Here is a 20,108-nt window from a genome sequence, read left to right as displayed (position 1 = left end):
CGCATCGTCGCGGCCGGCGTGGACCACCCGGACATGCATCACGGCAACCTAGAGTCAACGCCATCCTTATCCTCCGTAGTCCGACCCAGCAGCTAGGGGGTGCGAACTGATGTCACTCTACGTCTTCGGTTACGGCTCGCTCATGTGGAGACCAGACTTTCCATACGAAGAGAAACAGTTTGCAACAATTCGTGGACGCCATCGGCGTCTTTGCGTCTATTCCTTTGTCCACCGTGGCACCGAAGACCGACCGGGCCTCGTCATGGGCCTCGATCGCGGCGGCGCCTGCCGCGGCGTCGCCTTCCGAGTCGCCGACCGAGACCACGACGATGTTGTCGCCTATCTGCGTGCCCGCGAGCAGGTCACGAGCGTCTACCTTGAGAAGATCGTGCCGACCACCCTTGCCGACGGCCGAAATGTCGCGGCGCTGACCTATGTGGTCGATCGGACCCACCGTCAGTATGCCGGTCGCCTGTCGCTCGACGAGACGGTGACCCAGGTCCGCGGCGCCATCGGCCGGTCGGGCCGCAACGAGGACTATGTCCTCGCGACCGCCGACCTACTCCACGAAGCCGGCATCGCCGACCCCCGCCTCTCCACGCTCGCCGAACGGCTGCGTCAGGAGGCCGAGATCTCCTTCTGAGCGAGGGTGACGAGGCGATCCGTCTCGCGCTCGATGGCGTCCTGCATCCGCTGGGCGGCCTCCTTGCGCGGCAGGCCCGCGGGGATCGGTGGCAGCACCGAGAGGGTGATGGTGCCCGGATAGCGCACGAAGCGGCGCCGCGGCCAGAACATCCCCGAATTGAGCGCGATCGGCACGATCGGCACCTTGAGCTGATCGTAGAGATAGGCGGTGCCGGGCTTGTAGTCGGGCGGGGCGCCCGGAAGGCGGCGCGTCCCTTCCGGATAGATCACGAGCTGAAACCCGTCGTCCATCGCCGCCCTCGCGCGAACGACGAGGTCCTTCAGCGCCGCCGCCCCCTTCGACCGGTCGACCGGGATCATGCCGAAGAAGCGCGCGTACCAGCCGTAGAGCGGGATCGCGAGCAGCTCCTTCTTGAGGATCGTCGTGCCCTTATCGACGAGGACGACGAGCACCATCGTCTCCCACGCCGCCTGATGCTTGGCGGCGACGATCGCCGGACCCGTCGGCAGGTTCTGCCGCCCGAGGATCTCGACGCGCTGGCCGACGATGAGGCGCAAGAGGAAGAGGTCGCCGCGGATCCAAAACGTCATCACCCAGCGCATCCGGCGCGCCGGAAACAGCATCGACCACAGGCCGCCGACGGACATGGCGATGAAATAGGCCGTCGCGAGGACGGCATAGACGGCGGTCCGCGCCACGGCGACGGCGTGCGCCAGACCGGGCCGGCGCGGTCCCTTGGCGGATGGATCGGCGGTGGATGATGTCATCGGATGAAGCGATCGAGGTGGTGGCGGACGGCGAGGCTTGCGGTGACGGCGACGAGCACGATGATGCCCACCGCTACGGCGAGGAGCCCGATATAGCCCATCGGCCCGATGCTGGGGTTGCCGAAAAGCGCCTCCGCCTGTGGCGAATGCGCCCCGGGACTCACGAGCTGCCAGAGGTCGAGCAGGCCGAAGAGGGCGAGGGCCGCGACGCATCCCGCGAGCGCGCCCTTCGCGCCGATCACCACGAAGCGGCGGCGGAAGGCGCGGAGCACGAAGCGATCCTCAGCGCCGAGGAGGTGCAGCACCTCCACCGTCGCCGCGTTGCTCGCGATGGTGGCGCGGGTGGCGAAGACGACGGAGATCGCGGTGGCGACGGCGATGAGGGCGAGCCCGGCGACCGCCCCGAACGCCACCGCCGAGGCCATGCCGGACAGCCGCTCGCTCCAGGCGCTGTGGTCGTCGAGGGAGGCTCCGGGGACGCTGGCGACGGCGTTGGTGAGGAACTCGGTGTCGATCGCGCCCGTCCGACGGGCGACCACCAGGCGCGGCACGGGCAGCACCGAGAGGTCGACCCCCGAGCCGAGCCAGGGCTCCAGCAGCGCTTCGGACTGCGCCTCGGGCACTACCTCGACGTCCGCGAGACCCCCCGCCCCTTCGAGCAGCGTGGCCACCTCCTGCAGGCGCCGCTCGATCGGCTCTCCGTCGAGCGGCAGGACCGTGACGCTCACCTCCTCGAGCACCGTCGAACTCCACGCCCCGGCCGCCCGCTCGATTAGGAGCGACGCGCCGAGAAGGAGCGAGCAGAGGAAGGTCATGATGGCGATGACCGCCATCATCGAGCGGCCCGACACGGTGTCGGGCGACACGATCGGCCCCCCCTCCACCACGGTACGCTCGTCGGGGGCGTCGATCACCGGCCTTGCGCGTCCACTCCGGTGGTGCTCGCGATCGGGCGTCGCGGTCTCGTCGCGGATCGGCGCCGCCTCGAGCGTCCGGCGAGCGGCCCCGTCGCCGTCCTCCGGAGCCTCGACGGGCGGCGCGCGCCAAGCGTCGGCCGCATCACGGCGCGGCTCGGGCACGCTGCCGCCCGGGGCCGTCGGCCGGCGCGATGGGGTCGCTTCGACGGCGCGCGCCCCCGGCATCGAGGACGGAGTGGCGCGCGGTACCGGCGGGTCGGCGGCGCGACGCTCGGGGGCGCGGGCCTCGGGCGAACGCGGTTCGGGGGGGCGTGTCTCGGGGGGACGTGGCTCCTCAGAGCGTAGGTCGGAGGTGCGCGGCTCGGGCGAACGGGGCTCGGCGTCGTCCTCCTCCGGCGGCAAGGCGGAGCGGCGAGCGCGCACCCGACGCCGCATCTCGCGCCGCCGGCCGACGCCGTCCTCGGCCGGCGGCGCCTCGGTCTCCCGCGTCGCGAGCCGCCGCGGACGGCGACCCGCCGCCTCCTCCGGCGGCGCGGGCGCAGCGACGGGGACGGCGCGCGGCTCCTCCGGCACGCGTCGGCGAACGAGGGTGCGACCGGACGCGCGGCTCTCCCCCGCGTCGACCTCGCGCTTGGGTGCGGGCGCCTCGTTCGACGGCGCGGTCCGCCCCCGGGGCTCGCCTACGGGCGCCGAACGCCTTGGCTCCTCCGGACGGTTGCTGCGCCCGCTTTCGACGCTGCGCGGGTCGCGGGCCCCGGGCGGCCGCGCGCTCGCCGGGCGCGGCGTCATCCCCGGCCGGGACGCGGCGGAGGGCCTCGGCGAGGCGTTGACCGCGCCGCTTGGCTTCGGCGAGGCGTTGGCCGCGCCGGTGGCGTGGGGATCTGCGGTCGGCCGCACCTCGCGCCGCGCCGGCTCGCTGCCGGCCGGCGGACGGGGATTGGGCGAACGCGGATCGGACGAACGCGGAGCGGGCGAGAGCGGCTTGGCGGACTCGCGGCGGGCTCCGGCGGTGGCGACGTGCGGATCGACCGGGGGGCGCCCGTTCGGCGGGCGGGTCGTCCGGGGCCGGTCGGCGTCGCGCTTCCCGTCGCGCGGCACGTCGCGTCTTGCGGTGGGCTGACGCTCGCGCGAACGCTCGCCCTCGTCGTAGGAGCGCCGCCCGCCCTGACCGTCCACGTCGCGCGGCCCGCCCTCCATCAGGCCGATGCCTCGAGGTGGCCGTCGAACAGGATCAGCCGGGGCGCATCCACCTGATCCATCAGGCCGATGTCGTGGGTGGCGATCACCACCGAGGTGCCGAGCCGGTTGAGCTCCAGGAAGAGACGCAGGAGGCGCTTCGCCATCGGCGGATCGACGTTGCCGGTGGGCTCGTCCGCGAGGAGCACGTCGGGCTGGGTGATGAGCGCTCGCGCGATTGCCGCGCGCTGCTTCTCACCGCCCGAGAGGACGGGCGGGAAGGCGTGCTTGCGATGGGCGAGGCCGACCCACTTCAGAAGCTCGTCCACGTCGGTGCGGAAGCTCGCCGGATCACGACCCTGGATGCGCAAGGGAAGCGCCACGTTGTCGTAGGTGGAGAGGTGATCGAGCAAGCGGAAATCCTGGAACACCACGCCGATGCGGCGGCGCATCGCCGGAATGTCGCGCCGGTCGAGCAGGCTGACGTCGGAGCCGAAGAGACTCATGAAGCCGCGCGAGGGGCGCAGGGAGAGGGAGAGCAGGCGCATCAGCGAGGTCTTGCCCGCGCCGGACGGGCCGGTGAGAAACTGGAACGAGCGCGGCGGGATCGAGAAGGAGAGATCGCGCAGGATCTCGGGCCCGTTCCCGTAGCGCAGCCCCACATTCTCCAGCGCGATCATGAGCCCTCCAGCGCGATCATGAGCCGCGGTGACCTCCTTGCGTCCCGTCCGCCCCCGCTGCCGAGGATGCCGTGCGCTATCGTCGCGGGTCCCTCGCGACCCGTCCATCGGGAAATGTCAGACTAGCACGGCTTGCGCCCGCAACCGCGAAAGCGGTGCGAATTCCACGATCCTCGTGCCCTCTCGCACGACGACGGCACGGGAGCAAGCGGCGGCCGGCGAAGGGAGCCCCGCCACGCGGCCGATCCGCCCGGCCGCACAGGCCCCCGAAGCGGCTCAGGGGAGGAGGCGCTCCAGATAGTCGCGTTCGAGGCGGGGCAGGTTCATGTCGCCGAGGCGCTTGCGCAACTCCTGCAGGATCTGGCGGGCCCGCTGGCTCTCGATCTCGTCGGGAATGCCGAGACGGCGGGTGTCGGCGTAGGAGCCTTCCCGGCGGGCGCGTCCGAGCGGATCGCGGCCCGGACCCTGCCGCGGGGCGCCGGTGTCCTCGGGCCCGCCGCCACCGGGCTGACGCGCTTCGGCGAGCTGCTGGGCCATGCTCTGCGCCCCTTCGCGCAGCGCCTGGAGGGCGTCGGACTGGTCGTCCACCGCCTGGCCGGGCTCGGAGTTGCCGAGCGCCTCACCGGCCTCGCCCATGGAGCCTTCGGCGTCGCCGAGCCGTTCGCCCGGCTCGAAGCCCTGCTCCTCGAGGCGCCGCATCAGCTCCTCGAGCTCGGAGCGGAGCTCCGACTGCTGCTGCTGCAGCCGCCGCATCGCCTCGGCCCGCTCCGACGGGCTCATCTGTTGGCCCTCGCCCCTCTCACCGCCTTGGCCGCGACGCTGCTGGCGGTCGCCGAAGCGGCCGTCCTGCCCGTTCTCGCCCTGGTTCATCCCGTAGGTTTCGTCCATGAGCTGCTGCTGGCGCTGGATCATGCGGCCGAGCTGGTCGAGGGTGCGGCCGTCCTCGCCCATCGGGTCGCCGCCCTGCTGACCCTGACCGCGCTGGGCCATCTGCAGGTTCTGCATCATCTGCTGCAGCTCCGAGAGCAGCGCCTCGGCCTCCTCCTGGCGGCCTTGCCGGGCGAGCTCCTCGATGCGCTGAAGCATCTGGTCGAGGTCGTTCTGGGTGAGCTGCTGGGCGTTGGGGTCCATCTGCTGCGGCGGCTGGTTCTGCATCCGCTCGGCGAGGGCCTGCATGTAGCGCATCATCGCCTCGCGCAGCTCCTGCGTCAGGCGGGCGATCTCCTCCTCCGAAGCGCCGTCCTCCAGCGCCTGGCGCAAGCGCTCCTGAGCGGCCTGCAAGGCGCGCTCCACGTCGCTCATGCCGTCGTCCTCGAGCATCAGCGCGAGCTCCCACATCTTCTGGAGCATGTCGCGCAGCTCGTCGTCCGTGTGGGCGGCGACGAGATCGTCGTAGGCGGCGCGCACGGCGAGGAAGGCGCCGGCGCTGCCGACGTCCTGCGGCGTCAGCAACAGGAGATCCATCGCGTCGATCACCCGGGGCTGGGCCTCCGCGTCCATGGCGAGGATCGCGCGCTGCTCCACGATGGCCTTCGCCATCGGGTTGGTGAAGACGCGCGCGGGAAGGCGGAAGATCGCGGGCGCGCTCTCGCCGGTCTGGCCGACGCCGTCCGTCGCCGTCAGCGTGATGGACACCTCGCGACCGGCGTAGGGGTGGCTCGACAGGTCTTGCACCGTCCGCGCCGAACCGCGCATGCCCGATCCGCCCGGCAAGGTCAGCGCGAAGCTCGGATCTTCCACCAGCGGGCGCCCCCCCTTCGGCGCCTCGATCGGATGCACCACGGCCTCCGCCGACGCGATGCCGTAGTCGTCGTCGAGCTGGTAGCGCAGCTCGAAGCCGTTGCGGTCGTTGGTGAGCGGCGCCTCGGCGAACTGCACGGTGGGCGGCAGATCGTCGTCGGCGACGAACTGCCATCCCTCGAGCGCATGCCCGTCGCGCGTCACCTCGACGGCGGTCGTCCCGTCGATGGTCACGTTGCCCTCGCGGGCCACCACCTCGCCCTCGCCCGCCTCGCCGACCGGCTGCATCGCCGCCGCATGGACGCCCTTCCCGTCGGAGACGGTCATGCTGACGGCGCCGGCGCCCTGGCTGCGCACCGTGAGCACGGAGCCGGCGGGAACGCGGATGCCGTTGCCGGTCTCCACCCGCGTCGCCGACGACAGGAAGAGCGGCGAGCGGCCGGTATAGGCCGGCGGCGTGACCCAGGCGTCGAGACGGAAGTCGGGGCCGGCATCGGCGACGAGGGGATCGTTGAAGTCGAACGGCGTGATGAGCCGCTCCGCGAGCGCCCCCGCCCCCACGAGAAGGCCGATGAAGCCGATGATGCCGACCGCCGCGCGCACCGCGTAGGGGTCGTGGCGCACGAGATCGGCATGCGGCAGGGACATGCGAAGCGCCGCGAGGCGGGCCTCGGCGCGGCGCCTGTGCTCGCGCCAGAGGCTTTGGGCGAAGGGGTCCTGCCCGGAGGCGAGGTCGTCCTCGTAGGCGCCGAGGGGGCGATGGTCGAGCGCGGCCTCGGCCTCCAACCGCCGCACCGCTTCCTCGCGCTGCGGCATCCTGAGGCGCAGGAGGCGCCAGCCGGCGAGCACGAACAGGATGGCGAAGGCGGCGAGCCCAGCGATCTTCGCAAGGCTCGGCAACCCGATCCACAATCCCATCCAGGCGCTCGCCAGGAAGACGACCACCACGCCCACCATCGGCGCCACGGCCGGCCAGATGCGCTCCCACGCGATCGCCGCGCGGGCCGACAAGATCAGCCGGGTCAGACGCCGATTGAGCGAAGAGTTCATGGTCCCCGTCCCCCATCCGATGGTGCTCGCGACCAGCGGTTGAGCTTACCGACGTTTGAGGTGACAGCAAGGCACTCCCGGCCTCATCCCCTCACGATCGCTTGTGTGCGCCGCCGCCGATACCCCCGCCGCGGGAGCTGGAAAATCCGCCAGAATCGCTGCGACGAGCCACCCCACCGAAGCGAAAGCGATGCAATCTCAGTGCACTGCAACATGAGCGCAACGAGCGCTCCGGCCCGAGCTCGGCGCGCGCGACGGCGCCCGGGCCGCGGCTTAGCGCCGCTCCTCGGCGCAAGCCTCCGGCAAGCCCGCCGCGGCGGACGCCTCGTCGATCCAGTCCGGAACGCTTTCGCGGGCGATCTGTTCGGCCGGGGCGAAGGCCGGCCGGACGACGTGGAAGCGATGACCCGACACCAGCACTTCCGGCACCAGCGTGCGCGTGTTGTAGGTCGAGGCCTGCACCGCGCCGTAGGCCCCCGCCGTCATGATGGCGAGGAGGTCGCCCCGCTCCACCGGCGGCATCGGCCGGCCGAGCGCCAGATAGTCGCCGGTCTCGCAGACCGGGCCGACGATATCCACGGGCTCCTCCTCCCCCGGCCGACGCTCCACCGACCACACCTCGTGATGGGCGTCGTAGAGGGTCGGGCGGATGAGGTCGTTCATCGCCGCATCGGCGACGAGGAAGGTCTTCGCCTCGCCGGTCTTACGATGGATCACCCGGGTCAACAGGATCCCGGCGTTGGCGGCGATCATCCGGCCCGGCTCCAGGATGACCCGGCAGCCGAAGCGGTTGGCGTGACGGGCGACGAGCGCGGCATATTCCTCCGGCAGCGGCGGATCGGGCCGCGCCACCTCGTAGGGCACGCCGAGGCCGCCGCCGAGATCGATGTGGTCGATCGCGTGCCCATCGCTCCGCAGCGCGTCAAGGAGATCACCGAGCACCTGGAAGGCGTGGCCGAACGGGTCGAGCGAGGTGATCTGCGAGCCGATGTGCATGTCGACGCCCGACACCTTGAGGCCGGGCAGCGCGGCCGCCTCGGCGTAGATCCCGCGCGCCCGCGACACCGGGATGCCGAACTTCGTCTCCGACGCGCCGGTGGCGATCTTGGCGTGGGTCTTGGCGTCGACGTCGGGGTTCACCCGCAGCGACACCGGGGCGCGTATCCCCTTCTCCACGGCGATGGCGGAGAGGCGGAACAATTCGCTCTCCGATTCGGCGTTGAAGCAGAGGATGCCCGCGTCGAGCGCCGCCGCGAGCTCGGCATCGGTCTTGCCGACGCCGGAGAAGACGATGCGCTCGCCCGGCACGCCCGCCGCCTGCGCCCGCATCAGCTCGCCGCCGGACACGACGTCCATCCCCGCCCCCTCGTGGGCGAGCAGCGACAGCACGGCCTGGTTGGAGTTCGCCTTCATGGCGTAGCAGACGAGGTGCGGCACCCCCGCCGCGGCCAGCGCGCCGGCGAACACGCGATAATGGCGGACGAAGGTCGCCGCCGAGTAGATATAGCACGGCGTGCCCACCGCCTTGGCGATCGCCGGAAGCGGCACGTCCTCGGCGTGAAGCACGCCATCCAGCAGGGCGAAATGATGCATTATTGAAGAATCGGATCGAGCACGAAGGGGCGGTCGGGCGCGGTGGTCCCGTCCGGATCGGTCACGTCCACCGGGGCGCGGGGGATCGCGTTGAAGCCCGGCGGAGGTTCGGGCGAGCCGGCCCGTCCGCAGGCGGCGAGCGCGGCGAGCATCGCGAGAAGCAGCGCCGCGCGGATCACGCGGCGGTGTCCGTCTGGGTGGCGGTGGCGTCGAGCAGCGCGCGCCAGCGTTGCGCCTCGGTGCGCACCCGCTCCGGCGCGGTGCCGCCGAGGCTCGTGCGGCTCGCCACCGAGCGGTCCACGGTGAGCACCGTCAGCGCGTCCTCGGTGATGCGCCCGTCGACGGCGCGCAGCTCCGCGAGCGTCAGGTCGGCGATCTCCTTGCCCGCCCGCTCGGCGGCGAGAACGGCCTCACCGGTGATGTGGTGCGCCTCGCGGAAGGGAAGCCCCACCTCGCGCACCAGCCAGTCCGCCAGATCGGTCGCGGTGGTGTGGCCCTTGGAGGCGAGCGCGCGCATGGCATCCTCGTTCACGGTGAGATCGCGCACCATGCCGGCCGTCGCCCGAACGCACAAGGAGAGCGCGGGCAGCGCGTCGAACAGCGGCGGCTTGTCCTCCTGCATGTCCTTGGAATAGGCGAGCGGCACGCCCTTCATCACCACGAGCAGCGTCGTGAGCGCCCCGATGATGCGCCCGACCTTGGCGCGCACCAGCTCGGCGGCGTCGGGGTTCTTCTTCTGCGGCATGATGGAGGAGCCGGTGGTGAAGGCGTCCGACAGGGTGACGAAGCGGAACGGGGCCGAGCACCAGATCACCAGCTCCTCGGCGAAGCGGGACAGGTGCGTCGCCGCAATCGCCGCCGCCGCCAGCGCCTCGAGCGCGAAGTCGCGCGAGGAGACGGCGTCGAGCGAGTTGCGCATCGGCCCGTCGAAGCCGAGCGCGGCGGCGGTCATCTCGCGGTCGATGGGAAAGGCGGTGCCGGCGAGAGCGGCGGCACCGAGGGGGGACTCGTTCATCCGCCGCCGCGCGTCGGCGATGCGGCCGCGGTCGCGCGCGACCATCTCCACATAGGCGAGGCAGTGGTGGCCGAAGGTGACGGGCTGCGCCGACTGGAGGTGGGTGAAGCCCGGCATCACCGTCGCGGCGTGGCGCTCGGCCACCGTGACGAAGGCGCGCTGAAGGTCGGCCATCTCCCCGTCGAGCCCGTCGAGCGCGTCGCGCACCCAGAGCTTGAAGTCGGTCGCCACCTGGTCGTTGCGCGAGCGGGCCGTGTGGAGCCGCCCGGCGGGCTCGCCGATGAGATCCTTGAGACGCGCCTCGATATTCATGTGAATGTCTTCGAGGGCGCGGGAGAAGGGAAAGGTGCCCGCCTCGATCTCGCCGGCGATGGTGGTGAGGCCGGCGCTGATGGCCGCGGCGTCGGCGTGCGACACAATGCCGGTTTCAGCCAGCATCGCCACATGTGCCATCGAACCGGCGATGTCCTGACGGGCGAGGCGCTTGTCGACGTCGATCGAGGCGTTGATCTCTTCCATGATCTCGCCGGGGCCGGCTTCGAAGCGGCCGCCCCACAGGGCATTGCCGGCCTTCGCGGTCGGGGCGGATGGGTTCGGGGCGCGATCGGTCATGGGCGCTTCAACGCAGACTGGAGGTTCAGGTGGCGCGGCATCGTTGGCTCATCCTCGGCACGGCCGCGGTCGGTGTCGTCATGGTGTTCGCCGCGGCGGTTCTCGTCACCGCGCGGCCGGATCTCTTTAGTGGTCCGGGCGGCGCCTCGCAATGCCGCGCCGCCACGGCGATCCAGAAGGCGACCGCCCCGCTCGCCGAGGGACCGATGGCCGCCTTCCAGACCACCACCCCCGTCAGCCTCGTCGACCTGCCTTACGGCGACGGGCGCACCCTGTCGGACTTCGCCGGCCGCACCATCCTCCTCAACCTCTGGGCGACGTGGTGCGCCCCCTGCCGCGCCGAGATGGCCGATCTCGCCCAACTGCAGCAGCGCCTCGGCAGCGATGCGTTCGAGGTGGTGGCGGTGTCGATCGACAGCAACGACGCGAACCGGCCGGAAGACTTCCTCGCCGAGACCAACGCCGAAGCGCTCGCCTATCATCGCGAGCCCACCCTCGCCCTCTTCAACTCGCTGCGCACCGCGGGTCTCGCGCTCGGCATGCCCACGACCCTCCTCGTGGGCTCGGACGGCTGCGTCGCCGGCACCCTCGCCGGCGCGGCGCCCTGGGGCGGCCCGCAGGCCGAGCGTCTCGTCCGCGCCGCCCTCGCCGCCGACACCGGCTCCGGACAGTAGTTCACGCATCCGTGACCGAACTCGGCGAGAAATTCTTACCTCGCCGGTCCATTATCGATGCTCAATACTGTTGCCGTGCCCCGGAAGAGGGCATAGCGACGTATCCATGTCACAGCGTCGCCGAAAATCGTTTCGATCATCCATTTGATTTTGCTCTGGGTCCCCGTTTCGCCTCACCATTTCTCCCTGCGCCGCCGGCGTGTTCGATTTCTTGGAGACTTTTGCCATGCGTCATCCCTTTGCCGCCTGCCTGGCCGCCGCCCTCGTGGTGGCGGCGCTGCTCGCCCCCGCCACCGCCCACGCCAACCGCGTCAGCGCCACCGTCGACCTGTCGGCGCAGCGGATGTACGTGTCCGTCAACGGGCAACCGGCCTATACGTGGAAGATTTCCTCGGGCCGCAAGGGCTACCGCACCCCCACCGGCTCCTATCGGCCGACGCGGATGTACCGCGAATACTACTCGCGCAAGTACAACAACTCGCCGATGCCCAACGCCATCTTCTTCCGCGGCGGCTATGCGATCCACGGCACCTACTACACCAAGAGCCTCGGCCGACCGGCCTCGCACGGCTGCGTGCGCCTGTCGCCGGCGAACGCGCGCACCCTCTACAACCTGGTGCGCCGCCATGGCCGGGCGAACACCCACATCCGCGTCCGCTATTGAGCGCGGGCGGGCCGCCTACACCGCCCCCTCGGTCGGGATGTTCACGATCGACCCGCAATGCTTGCAGTGCACCGCGTCGAGATCGTGCCGCTCGAGGCCGCAGGTGGGGCAGGTGTAGTTCACCTTGGTGGGTCGGAAGAGGGCCTGGATCAGACGCACGAACAGACCGACGCCGAACACCATGATGACGATCGAAAGGAGCCGACCGGCGGCGCCGGTCGGCACGATGTCGCCGAAGCCGGTGGTGGTGAGCGTCGCGACGGTGAAATAGAGCGCGTCGAGAAAGGTGTTGACGTCCGGATTGGTGTCCCGCTCCACGACCAGCACCATCGACGTCATGATGAAGATGAAGACGACGAGGTTCACCGCCGACTCCACCACCTCCTCCTGCTGGCGGAAGGTGATGAAGTCGCGCCGCAGCTCCACGAGCAGGCGGTAGGAGCGCAGCACCCGCATCATGCGCAGGATGCGGGCGTAGTCGAGATTGGGCACCAGCGCGGAGCCGAACAGCGACACGATCACCACGAGATCGATCCAGAAGGACAGCCGGCGCACGGTATGGAGCTGCTGCCGGGCGATCGCGAAGCGCACGAGAAAGTCGACGAGCAGCACCGAGCCGATCACGAAATCGAGCCACTGGTAGTGGGCGGCCGTGAACGTCACCGTGCTCGCCACGAAATAGGCGATCGACAGCACGTCGAAGGTGAGGAGCGCGAAGCGGAAGCGCCGCGAGGCCGGCGACGCGCCGTAATAGAGCTCGCGCGCCCGCCGGATGGCGCGCACCCTGCGGCTGTCCTCCGGATCCACCGGTGCCGGTGCCGTCGTATTTGGGCCAACTCTCGCCATTGCCGTCCTTCCGCGTGTCGCCGCGCATCGGCCTCTCGGCCCTCCATCATGCGTGACGGTCATCCGCGATCCTCGTTCCAACACCTTTCCGATCAAGCTAAAATAGCTCGCATACAAGGGAGGCGATCATGATCGAAGGCCTAACGACACGCGCGGCACGCATCGCGCGGCTTGCCATCGGGGCCACGCTGCTGGCGCTCGCAGCCGCCCCGGCGCAGGCCGAGCGCACGCTGGAGCGTTTCGCTGGGCAGGACCTTCCGGGCGGCGACTACCGCACCCTGCGCCGCGTTCCGCTCGGCGAATGCGAGAGCGCCTGCCTCGGCGACACCGCGTGCAAGGCCTTCACCTACAACGAGCGCGCCCGCTGGTGCTTCCTGAAGAACACCCAGCCGACGCCCTCCCCCTATGCGGGCGCCACCTCGGCCATCGTGCGCGACAGCGTTCCGGCCGACGCGTTGCCGCTGCCCGACCTCGCCTTCCTCCCGTCCGACGTCGCCACGGAGGCGGCGCGCCTCGAAGCCCAGGTCGCCGCCGCGAACCGCACGGGACAGGCGATCGGCCTCCTCACCCCCACCGCCGCGAACGGCCTCACCGACCACGACGCCGACGCCTGGCTGAGCTTCGCGCGCACCCTCCTCGGCACCAACTATCCGAACTGGTCCGACCGGGTGGAGGCGAACCGCCTCGCCGGCGCCGCCGCCTATCTCGCGATCCGCGACGCCACCACCCCGATCGACCAGGGACGCGCCCTCGCCGCCCTGTCGCGCGCGCTGGAGCGGCAGAACCTCTTCCGCCCCGCCATCGAGGCGGCGGCGGCGAGCGTCACGCTCAACCTCAGCCAGGCCGAGGTGGAGCGCCTCGAGACGCTGCGCCGGAACCACGGCTTCCGCGTGCTCGACTACTCCGTCGACGCCGACACGCAGAGCCCGCGCATGTGCATCCAGTTCTCCGAGGGGCTGAAGGGCGAGGCGGCGGACCTCGAGCGCTTCGTGTCGGTGGACAGCATCGCCTCGCCCACCCTGTCGGTCGACAGCCAGCAGCTCTGCGTCGAGGGCCTTTCCCACGGCGGGCGCTACGACGTGACCCTGCGCGAGGGGCTGCCCTCGACCGTCGGCGAAACCCTTCCGAGCGCCAGCGAATACCGCATCTACGTGCGTGACCGCTCGCCCATCGCCCGCTTCGAATCGAACCGCTACGTGCTGCCCGCCTCCGCCAAGGGCGTCCCCGTCACCACCATCAACACGGCGAAGCTGGAGCTGACGCTCTACCGCATCAACGACCGCAACCTCGCCGACGTGGTGCGCAGCGGCGACTTCAAGAGCCAGCTCTGGCCCTACCAAGTCGACAACATCAGCGACGAGACCGGCGCCGTCGCCTGGAAGGGCACGATGGACGTCGCCTCCGTCACCAACGAGGAGGTGACCACCCTCTTTCCCGTCGACTCCGTGCTGACGCGCACCGAGCCCGGCGTCTACGTGCTCACCGCGGTGCCGGCCGAGCTCGCCAACCGCTCCGAGCAGGTGGCGACGCAGTGGTTCGTCATCTCCGACATCGGCCTGTCCACCTTCTCCTCCGACGGGACGGTCGACGTGTTCGTGCGCTCGCTGCGCACCGCCGCGCCCAGCGACGGCGTGGAGGTGACGCTCCTCGCCCGCAACGACGAGGTGCTCGCCACCGCGACCACCGACGCCGATGGCCACGCCCGCCTCGTCTCCACCGCGCCCATCAGCGGCGGCCAGGCCCCCGCCGTCGTCACCGCCCGCACCGGCGACGACTATGCCTTCCTCAGCCTCGTCGGCGGCGCCTTCGAGCTCACCGACCGCGGCGTCGCGGGCCGTACCGCGCCGGGGCCGGTCGACGCCTTCCTCGCCACCGAGCGCGGCGTCTACCGCGCCGGCGAGACCGTGCACGCGACCGTGCTCGTGCGCGACGACACGGCCGTCGCCCTGTCGCTGCCGGTGACGCTCAAGCTCACCCGCCCCGACGGCGTCCTCTCCCGCCGCATCGCCGCCCGGGCCGACGACGCGGGCGGCGTCGCCGTCGACCTGCCGCTCACCACCAACGCCGCCACCGGCACCTGGGAGCTGACGGCGCACATCGATCCCGAGGGTCCCGCCGTCGGCACCACCACCTTCCTGGTGGAAGACTTCGTGCCCCAGCGCATCGCCGTCGACCTCACCTCCGACGCCACCACCGTCGACGCCGGCGGCAGCCTCGAGGCTCGCCTCGCGGCCGACTTCCTCTACGGCGCCCCTGCCGCCGACCTCATGATCGAGGGTAGCGTGACGCTACGCCAGGCCGCGGGCGTCGCCGGCTTCGAGGGCTACCGCTTCGGCCTCGACGCCGAGCCCTTCACGCCGGAGCGCGTGCCGCTCTTCAACCTGCCGCGCACCGGCCCCACCGGCCGCGCGAGCTTTGCCGTGCCGATCCCCGAGGCGAGCGACGCGACGGGGGCGCTCGAGGCGCGCGTCGCCGTCTCCGTGCGCGAGCCCGGCGGACGGCAGGTGGCGGACACCCTCACCGTGCCGGTGGAAACGGGTGCGCCGCTTCTCGGCGTGAAGCCCAACTTCGCCGACGACCGCGTGCGCGAGGGCGCCGAGGCGTCGTTCAACATCATCGCCCTCGACGGCGCGCGCGCCCGCACCGGCGCCGAAGTCGAGTGGACGCTCACCCGCATCGTCCACAGCTACCAGTGGTATCGCCGCGACAATTCGTGGTTCTACGACGCCACGGAGCGGCTGGAGCGCGTCGCGAGCGGCACCGCCACGGTCGGCGCCGACGCGCCGGCCAAGGTCTCCTTCCCGACCTCCTGGGGCCGCTACCGCTTCGAGGTGGTGGACACCGACAACGGCGCCGTCGCCACCTCCACGGTGTTCTCCTCCGGCTGGGTCAGCACCTCCTCGAGCGCCGAGACGCCCGACGTGCTCGAGGTCCATCTCGACAAGGAGAGCTACGCCGCCGGCGAGACGGCGCACCTGCGCATCCTGCCGCGCCACGCCGGCCGGGCGCTGGTGACGGTGCTTACCGGCTCGCTGCGCTATTCGACCAGCCTCGACGTGCCCGCCGAGGGCGCCGAGGTGGCGCTTCCGGTGCGCGCCGACTGGGCGCCGGGGGCCTACGTCGCCGCGACCCTCTTCCGTCCCGCCGACGTCGCGGGCGGGCCGCCGCTGCCGCAGCGCGCCGTCGGCATCGCCCACCTCGCGATCGACACCGCCGAGCGGCGCCTCGACGTCGCCATCGACGTGCCGGAGGTCACGGCGCCCCGCCAGACCGTCTCGGTGCCGGTCACCGTGACGGGGCTCGCGCCGGGCGAGACGGCCCACCTCACCGTCGCGGCGGTCGACGTCGGCATCCTCAACCTCACCCGCTACGAAGCGCCGGACCCGACCGAATATTATCTCGGCCAGCGCCGCCTGGCGGTGGAGCTGCGCGACCTCTACGGCGACCTCATCGACGCCGGCGGCGCGCCGCGCGGCCGCATCCGCTCCGGCGGCGACGGCATCGCCTCCGGCACCGACGCGCTGCCGCCGACGGAGGAGCCCGTGTCGCTCTTCACCGGCGTCATCGAGACCGATGCCGACGGCACCGCCCACGCCACCTTCGACGTGCCGGCCTTCAACGGCACGCTGCGGGTGATGGCGATCGCCTGGAACAAGAGCCAGATCGGCAACGCCGCCGCCGACATGGTGGTGCGCGATCCGGTGGTGGTCGCCGGCAGCCTGCCGCGCTTCCTCGCCCCGGGCGACGCGACGCGGATGCGCTTCGACCTCCACAACGTCTCCGGCCCCGCCGGCGACTACACCCTCTCCGTCACCGCCGCCGGACCGATCGCGCTGGAGCCCGAAAGCGAGCGCTTCACCCTCGCCGCCGACGAGCGCACCTCCATCGAGATGCCGCTGTCGGCGACCGGCACCGGCGAGGCCGCGATCGTCGCCCACCTCACCGGGCCGGACGGGATCGATCTCGCGTCCGACTACACCGTCGTGGTGCGGCCGGCGGCGACGCCGGTGCGCGCGCAGCGCCGCGTCGCCCTCGCCCCCGGCAACACCACCACCCTCGGCGCCGACCTCCTCGAGGGCTACGACACCGGGGCGAGCGCCACCGTGTCGATCGGCTCCGGCGAGATCGACACCGCGGGCCTCGTGATGATGCTCGACCGCTTCCCCTATGGCTGCGCCGAGCAGACCGTGAGCCGCGCCCTCCCCCTCCTCTACCTCAACGAGGTGGCCGCCTCGGTGGGGCTTCGGAACGACGCCGACATCCCGGCGCGCATCGAGACGGCGATCGAGCGCGTGGTCGCCTTCCAGAGCGCGGCGGGCGGCTTCGGCCTCTGGTCGCCGGGCTACGACATGTGGCTGACGGCCTACGTGATGGACTTCCTGACCCGCGCCCGCGAGGCCGGCTACCAGGTCCCCCGCATCGCCTTCGAGAACGGCCTCAACCGCCTCCAGTCCACCCTCTCCTATATCGGCGACGTGGACGGGCAGCGGGGCGCGGAGATCGCCTATGCGACCTACGTGCTCGCCCGCAACGGGCGGGCCGCCATCGGCGACCTGCGCTACTTCGCCGAGGAGAAGCTCGACGACTTCCCGACCGGCCTCTCCCGCGCGCAGCTCGCCGCCTCGCTCGCCCTCTCCGGCGATCAGCCGCTGGCGGACCGGCTCTTCCAGAACGCCTCCTTCACCCCCGCCCCCACCGGGCTGATGGACTACGGCACGCCGCTGCGCGACGCCGCCGCCATCGTGACCCTCGCCGCCGAGAGCCGCGTGGGCGAGGACACCGTCGCCGGCCTCTCCGGCCTCCTCGACGGCATCAAGGCGCGCGACGACGACACCTACTCCACCCAGGAGGCGGCCTGGCTCCTCCTCAGCGCCAACGCGACGCGGCCGGCGCCGGGAAGCGTCACGCTCGACGGCGCACCGCTCGAGGCCCCGCTCTACCGCGCCCTCGACGCGGCGGCGCTCGATGCGGGCGTCACCATCGGCAACAGCGGCACGGAGACCGTCGCCGTGGCGGCCACCGTGGCGGGCACGCCGCTCACGCCGCTGCCGGCGACGGAGAGCGGCCTCACCATCACGCGCACCTATCACGGGCTCGACGGGGTCGAGGTCGACCCCTCCGAGGTCGCTCAGAACACGCGCCTCGTCGTGCGCCTCACCGTGCAGAAGACGGAGAAGCCGGCGATGCGCATCATGCTGACCGACCTATTGCCGGCGGGCTTCGAGATCGAGAACCCTCGCCTCGTCGGCGCCAACGACGTCGCGGCGATGCCGATGGCCTCGGTGGGACAGGCGCCGGAGTACACCGAGTTCCGCGACGACCGGTTCGCCGCGGCCTGGACGCTGTCGGAGGGCAACACGTTCGAGCCGATCACCGTGAGCTACATGGTGCGGGCGATCACGCCCGGAACCTTCACGCTGCCGGCGGCGGAGGTCTCGGACATGTACCAGCCCCAATATGTCGCCCGCACCGGCTCCGGCTTCCTCGCCGTCACGCCGACGCGCTGACCGTCGCGCCCCGGCGGTCCGCCGCCGGGGCAGCTCTCCGGGCGGAAGGCTCCGAAGCGACCATCCGCCAGAACGGCCCACCACTGCGAGTGACCCCCGCGATGACCGACCCCGCCCCCCGACACCGCCGCTACCGCCGCCCGCTCCGGGCGGGGCTCGCGGCGCTCGCCGGGGTCGCCCTCCTCGCCGCGGCGGGCGCGGTGGCACTGCCCATCCTCGACACGCGCTACCCGCCTCCACTCGAAGTGCCGGCCCCCTCCACCGTGGTCGTCGACCGCCACGGTGAGCTGTTGCGCGCCTTCACCGACGAGGGCGGCCGCTGGCGCCTGCCCGTGCGCCTCGACGAGGTGGACCCCGGCTTCGTCGATCTCCTCGTCGCCTACGAGGATCAGCGTTTTCGTGACCATGCGGGCGTCGACCCGCGGGCGGCGCTGCGGGCGGCGGGGCAGGCGCTCGGCGCCGGGCAGATCGTATCGGGCGCCTCCACCCTCACCATGCAGGCCGTGCGCCTCCTCACCGGAGCGCGAGAACGCACCTTCTGGCGCAAGGCGAGCGAGGCCGTCCGCGCGCTCCAGCTGGAGCGCCGCCTCGGCAAGGACGAGATCCTCGAAATCTACCTCAACGGCGCCCCCTACGGCGGCAACATCGAAGGGGTGCGGGCGGCGAGCCTCGCCTATTTCGGGCGCGAGCCGGCGCGGCTCACCCTCGCTCAGGCGGCGCTTCTCGTAGCGCTGCCGCAGTCGCCCGAAACGCGGCGGCCCGACCGGCACCCGCAGGCCGCCCGCGCCGCGCGCGACCGCGTGCTCGACCGCCTCGCCGGCCGCGGCGTAATCTCCGCCCGCGACGCCCGCGAGGCGAAGAGCGAGGCCGTGCCGACGCGCCGTCGGCCGGTGCCCCGCCTCGCCCCGCACCTCGCCCGCCGGCTGCACGCCGCCTCGCCCGACGCGCGGCTGATCGCCACCACCCTCGACGCCGGCTGGCAGGCCCAGCTCGAAACGCTCGCCGCGAGCCGCGTCGACCACATCGGCCCCCGCGTCTCCGCCGCGATCCTCGTCGCCGACCTTAGGACCGGCGAGATCCGCGCCGAGGTGGGCTCGGCGAACTTCCTCGACGCCCGCCGCGCCGGCCACGTCGACATGACCGAGGCGCTGCGCTCGCCGGGGTCCACGCTGAAGCCGTTCATCTACGGGCTCGCCATCGAGGCCGGCCTCATCGCTCCGGGTACGCTGATGGAGGACCGGCCCAAGAGCTTCGCGGGCTATCAGCCGGAGAATTTCGACAAGACGTTCCAGGGCCTCGTCACCGCCGCGGAGGCGCTGAAGCAGTCGCTCAACGTGCCGGCGGTGGCGCTGCTCGATTCGCTTGGCGCGGTGCGGCTCGCGGTGCGCCTACAAGAGGCGGGCGCCACCGTCGCGCTTCCCGAGCGCTACGGGCCGACGCTCGCGATCGGCCTCGGCGGCTTCGGCACCCGCCTCGTCGACCTCGCCGGCCTCTATACGGCGCTCGCCCGCGACGGGCGCCCGGTCGCCCTCCACGCGACGGCGGAGCGTCCCGCGATCCCAAACCGTCTCCTGGAGCCGCGCGCCGCACGGGCCGTCTCGGCGATCCTCACCACCATGCGGCCGCCGAAGAACGCGCGGCCCAACGAGATCGCCTATAAGACCGGCACCTCCTACGGCTATCGCGACGCCTGGGCCGTCGGCTACGACGCCCGCCACGTCGTCGCCGTGTGGGTGGGGCGGCCCGACGGGACCCCCGTCGCCGCCCTCACCGGGTGGACCGACGCCGCGCCGATCCTGTTCGACGCCTTCGCCCGCATCGGCCTCCACCCGCTGCCGCCGCCGCCCGTCGCCACCGCCACGGCGGACCTTCCGCCCCCGCTCCAGCGCTTCGCGCCGCGCGGCGACGCGACGGTGCGGGCCGATCAGGACCTCGCCATCGCCTTCCCGCCGGCCGACGCCTCGATCGCCCTCACTCGCGCCGACGGCGGGCGCGATCCCCTCATCGCCCGCGTGCTCGGCCGCGCCGTCGACACCTGGCTCCTCGACGGCCGGCCGCTGCCGGTGCGCGTCAACCGCCGCAGCGCGCAGATCGACGTCACCCCCGGCCACCACACGCTGACCGTGGTGACCGACGACGGCGCGTCGGAGCGCGTTTCCTTCTCGGTGAACTGACGGGGGCGCCGATCGGGTTTGGCGGACCGATCGGAAGGGCCGACGCG

The 20,108-nt window shown here is 71.9% G+C and carries 13 protein-coding genes; 5 read left to right on the top strand and 8 right to left on the bottom strand.

Annotation, left to right across the window (positions count from 1 at the left end):
- Positions 1 to 109: 109 nt before the first annotated feature.
- Positions 110 to 643: a gamma-glutamylcyclotransferase gene (locus JCR33_RS15865; RefSeq protein ID WP_198883087.1), complete on the top strand. Its 534-nt coding sequence runs from the start codon at positions 110 to 112 to the stop codon at positions 641 to 643.
- Here the strand turns inward: JCR33_RS15865 and JCR33_RS15860 are convergent.
- The 7 genes from JCR33_RS15860 to argH all read right to left on the bottom strand — a co-directional run bounded on the left by JCR33_RS15860 (position 619) and on the right by argH (position 10,196).
- On the bottom strand, positions 619 to 1,413 hold the full coding sequence (locus JCR33_RS15860) for a lysophospholipid acyltransferase family protein (protein WP_198883086.1): 795 nt from the start codon (positions 1,411 to 1,413) through the stop codon (positions 619 to 621). The two genes, JCR33_RS15865 and JCR33_RS15860, sit on opposite strands and share 25 nt — an antisense overlap.
- Entirely contained in the window at positions 1,410 to 2,492 is a 1,083-nt protein-coding gene (locus tag JCR33_RS15855; protein WP_198883085.1) for a cell division protein FtsX, read from the bottom strand. Before JCR33_RS15855 ends, JCR33_RS15860 begins: the two co-directional genes overlap by 4 nt.
- A gap of 1,034 nt (positions 2,493 to 3,526) precedes the next feature.
- Positions 3,527 to 4,186, bottom strand: coding sequence for a cell division ATP-binding protein FtsE (gene ftsE, locus JCR33_RS15850; protein ID WP_198883084.1), 660 nt, complete (start codon positions 4,184 to 4,186; stop codon positions 3,527 to 3,529).
- A 276-nt stretch (positions 4,187 to 4,462) separates the two neighbouring features.
- Positions 4,463 to 6,976, bottom strand: a complete 2,514-nt coding sequence (locus JCR33_RS15845) for a TIGR02302 family protein (RefSeq protein ID WP_198883083.1) — start codon at positions 6,974 to 6,976, stop codon at positions 4,463 to 4,465.
- A 273-nt stretch (positions 6,977 to 7,249) separates the two neighbouring features.
- Positions 7,250 to 8,569 (bottom strand): diaminopimelate decarboxylase, encoded by a 1,320-nt coding sequence (lysA, locus tag JCR33_RS15840; RefSeq protein ID WP_198883082.1) that lies wholly within the window; start codon positions 8,567 to 8,569, stop codon positions 7,250 to 7,252.
- Positions 8,569 to 8,748 (bottom strand): lipoprotein, encoded by a 180-nt coding sequence (locus JCR33_RS15835; protein ID WP_198883081.1) that lies wholly within the window; start codon positions 8,746 to 8,748, stop codon positions 8,569 to 8,571. The genes lysA and JCR33_RS15835 overlap by 1 nt, the downstream gene beginning before the upstream one ends.
- Complete coding sequence (argH, locus tag JCR33_RS15830; RefSeq protein WP_198883080.1) at positions 8,745 to 10,196, bottom strand: argininosuccinate lyase; 1,452 nt, start codon at positions 10,194 to 10,196, stop codon at positions 8,745 to 8,747. Before argH ends, JCR33_RS15835 begins: the two co-directional genes overlap by 4 nt.
- A 29-nt stretch (positions 10,197 to 10,225) precedes the next feature.
- Between argH and JCR33_RS15825 the strand changes: the two genes are divergently transcribed.
- Positions 10,226 to 10,870, top strand: a complete 645-nt coding sequence (locus JCR33_RS15825; RefSeq protein ID WP_198883079.1) for a TlpA family protein disulfide reductase — start codon at positions 10,226 to 10,228, stop codon at positions 10,868 to 10,870.
- Between the two features lie 226 nt (positions 10,871 to 11,096).
- Positions 11,097 to 11,534 (top strand): L,D-transpeptidase, encoded by a 438-nt coding sequence (locus JCR33_RS15820; protein ID WP_198883078.1) that lies wholly within the window; start codon positions 11,097 to 11,099, stop codon positions 11,532 to 11,534.
- A 15-nt stretch (positions 11,535 to 11,549) separates the two neighbouring features.
- Here JCR33_RS15820 and JCR33_RS15815 read toward each other — a convergent pair whose 3' ends face one another.
- Complete coding sequence (locus tag JCR33_RS15815) at positions 11,550 to 12,380, bottom strand: potassium channel family protein (RefSeq protein ID WP_198883077.1); 831 nt, start codon at positions 12,378 to 12,380, stop codon at positions 11,550 to 11,552.
- 128 nt (positions 12,381 to 12,508) lie between these two features.
- Between JCR33_RS15815 and JCR33_RS15810 the strand changes: the two genes are divergently transcribed.
- Positions 12,509 to 17,887 carry an alpha-2-macroglobulin family protein gene (locus JCR33_RS15810; protein WP_198883076.1) on the top strand — a complete coding sequence of 1,793 codons (5,379 nt, stop codon included), beginning with the start codon at positions 12,509 to 12,511 and terminating at the stop codon, positions 17,885 to 17,887.
- Between the two features lie 101 nt (positions 17,888 to 17,988).
- On the top strand, positions 17,989 to 20,061 hold the full coding sequence (gene pbpC, locus JCR33_RS15805) for a penicillin-binding protein 1C (protein ID WP_198883075.1): 2,073 nt from the start codon (positions 17,989 to 17,991) through the stop codon (positions 20,059 to 20,061).
- Positions 20,062 to 20,108: the final 47 nt, after the last annotated feature.

Origin of the sequence: Acuticoccus mangrovi (assembly GCF_016411865.1) — a bacterium.
GTDB classification, from domain to species: Bacteria; Pseudomonadota; Alphaproteobacteria; order Rhizobiales; family Amorphaceae; genus Acuticoccus; species Acuticoccus mangrovi.
This window is presented reverse-complemented; position numbering and strand designations above follow the sequence as displayed.

What these genes read in the sequence shown, in the direction of transcription:
- JCR33_RS15815 (WP_198883077.1), bottom strand. Translation starts at nt 12,380, where the DNA reads ATGGCGAGAGTTGGCCCAAATACGACGGCACCGGCACCGGTGGATCCG.
- lysA (WP_198883082.1), bottom strand. Translation starts at nt 8,569, where the DNA reads ATGCATCATTTCGCCCTGCTGGATGGCGTGCTTCACGCCGAGGACGTG.
- JCR33_RS15860 (WP_198883086.1), bottom strand. Translation starts at nt 1,413, where the DNA reads ATGACATCATCCACCGCCGATCCATCCGCCAAGGGACCGCGCCGGCCC.
- pbpC (WP_198883075.1), top strand. Translation starts at nt 17,989, where the DNA reads ATGACCGACCCCGCCCCCCGACACCGCCGCTACCGCCGCCCGCTCCGG.
- JCR33_RS15865 (WP_198883087.1), top strand. Translation starts at nt 110, where the DNA reads ATGTCACTCTACGTCTTCGGTTACGGCTCGCTCATGTGGAGACCAGAC.
- argH (WP_198883080.1), bottom strand. Translation starts at nt 10,196, where the DNA reads ATGACCGATCGCGCCCCGAACCCATCCGCCCCGACCGCGAAGGCCGGC.
- JCR33_RS15820 (WP_198883078.1), top strand. Translation starts at nt 11,097, where the DNA reads ATGCGTCATCCCTTTGCCGCCTGCCTGGCCGCCGCCCTCGTGGTGGCG.
- JCR33_RS15845 (WP_198883083.1), bottom strand. Translation starts at nt 6,976, where the DNA reads ATGAACTCTTCGCTCAATCGGCGTCTGACCCGGCTGATCTTGTCGGCC.
- ftsE (WP_198883084.1), bottom strand. Translation starts at nt 4,186, where the DNA reads ATGATCGCGCTGGAGAATGTGGGGCTGCGCTACGGGAACGGGCCCGAG.
- JCR33_RS15810 (WP_198883076.1), top strand. Translation starts at nt 12,509, where the DNA reads ATGATCGAAGGCCTAACGACACGCGCGGCACGCATCGCGCGGCTTGCC.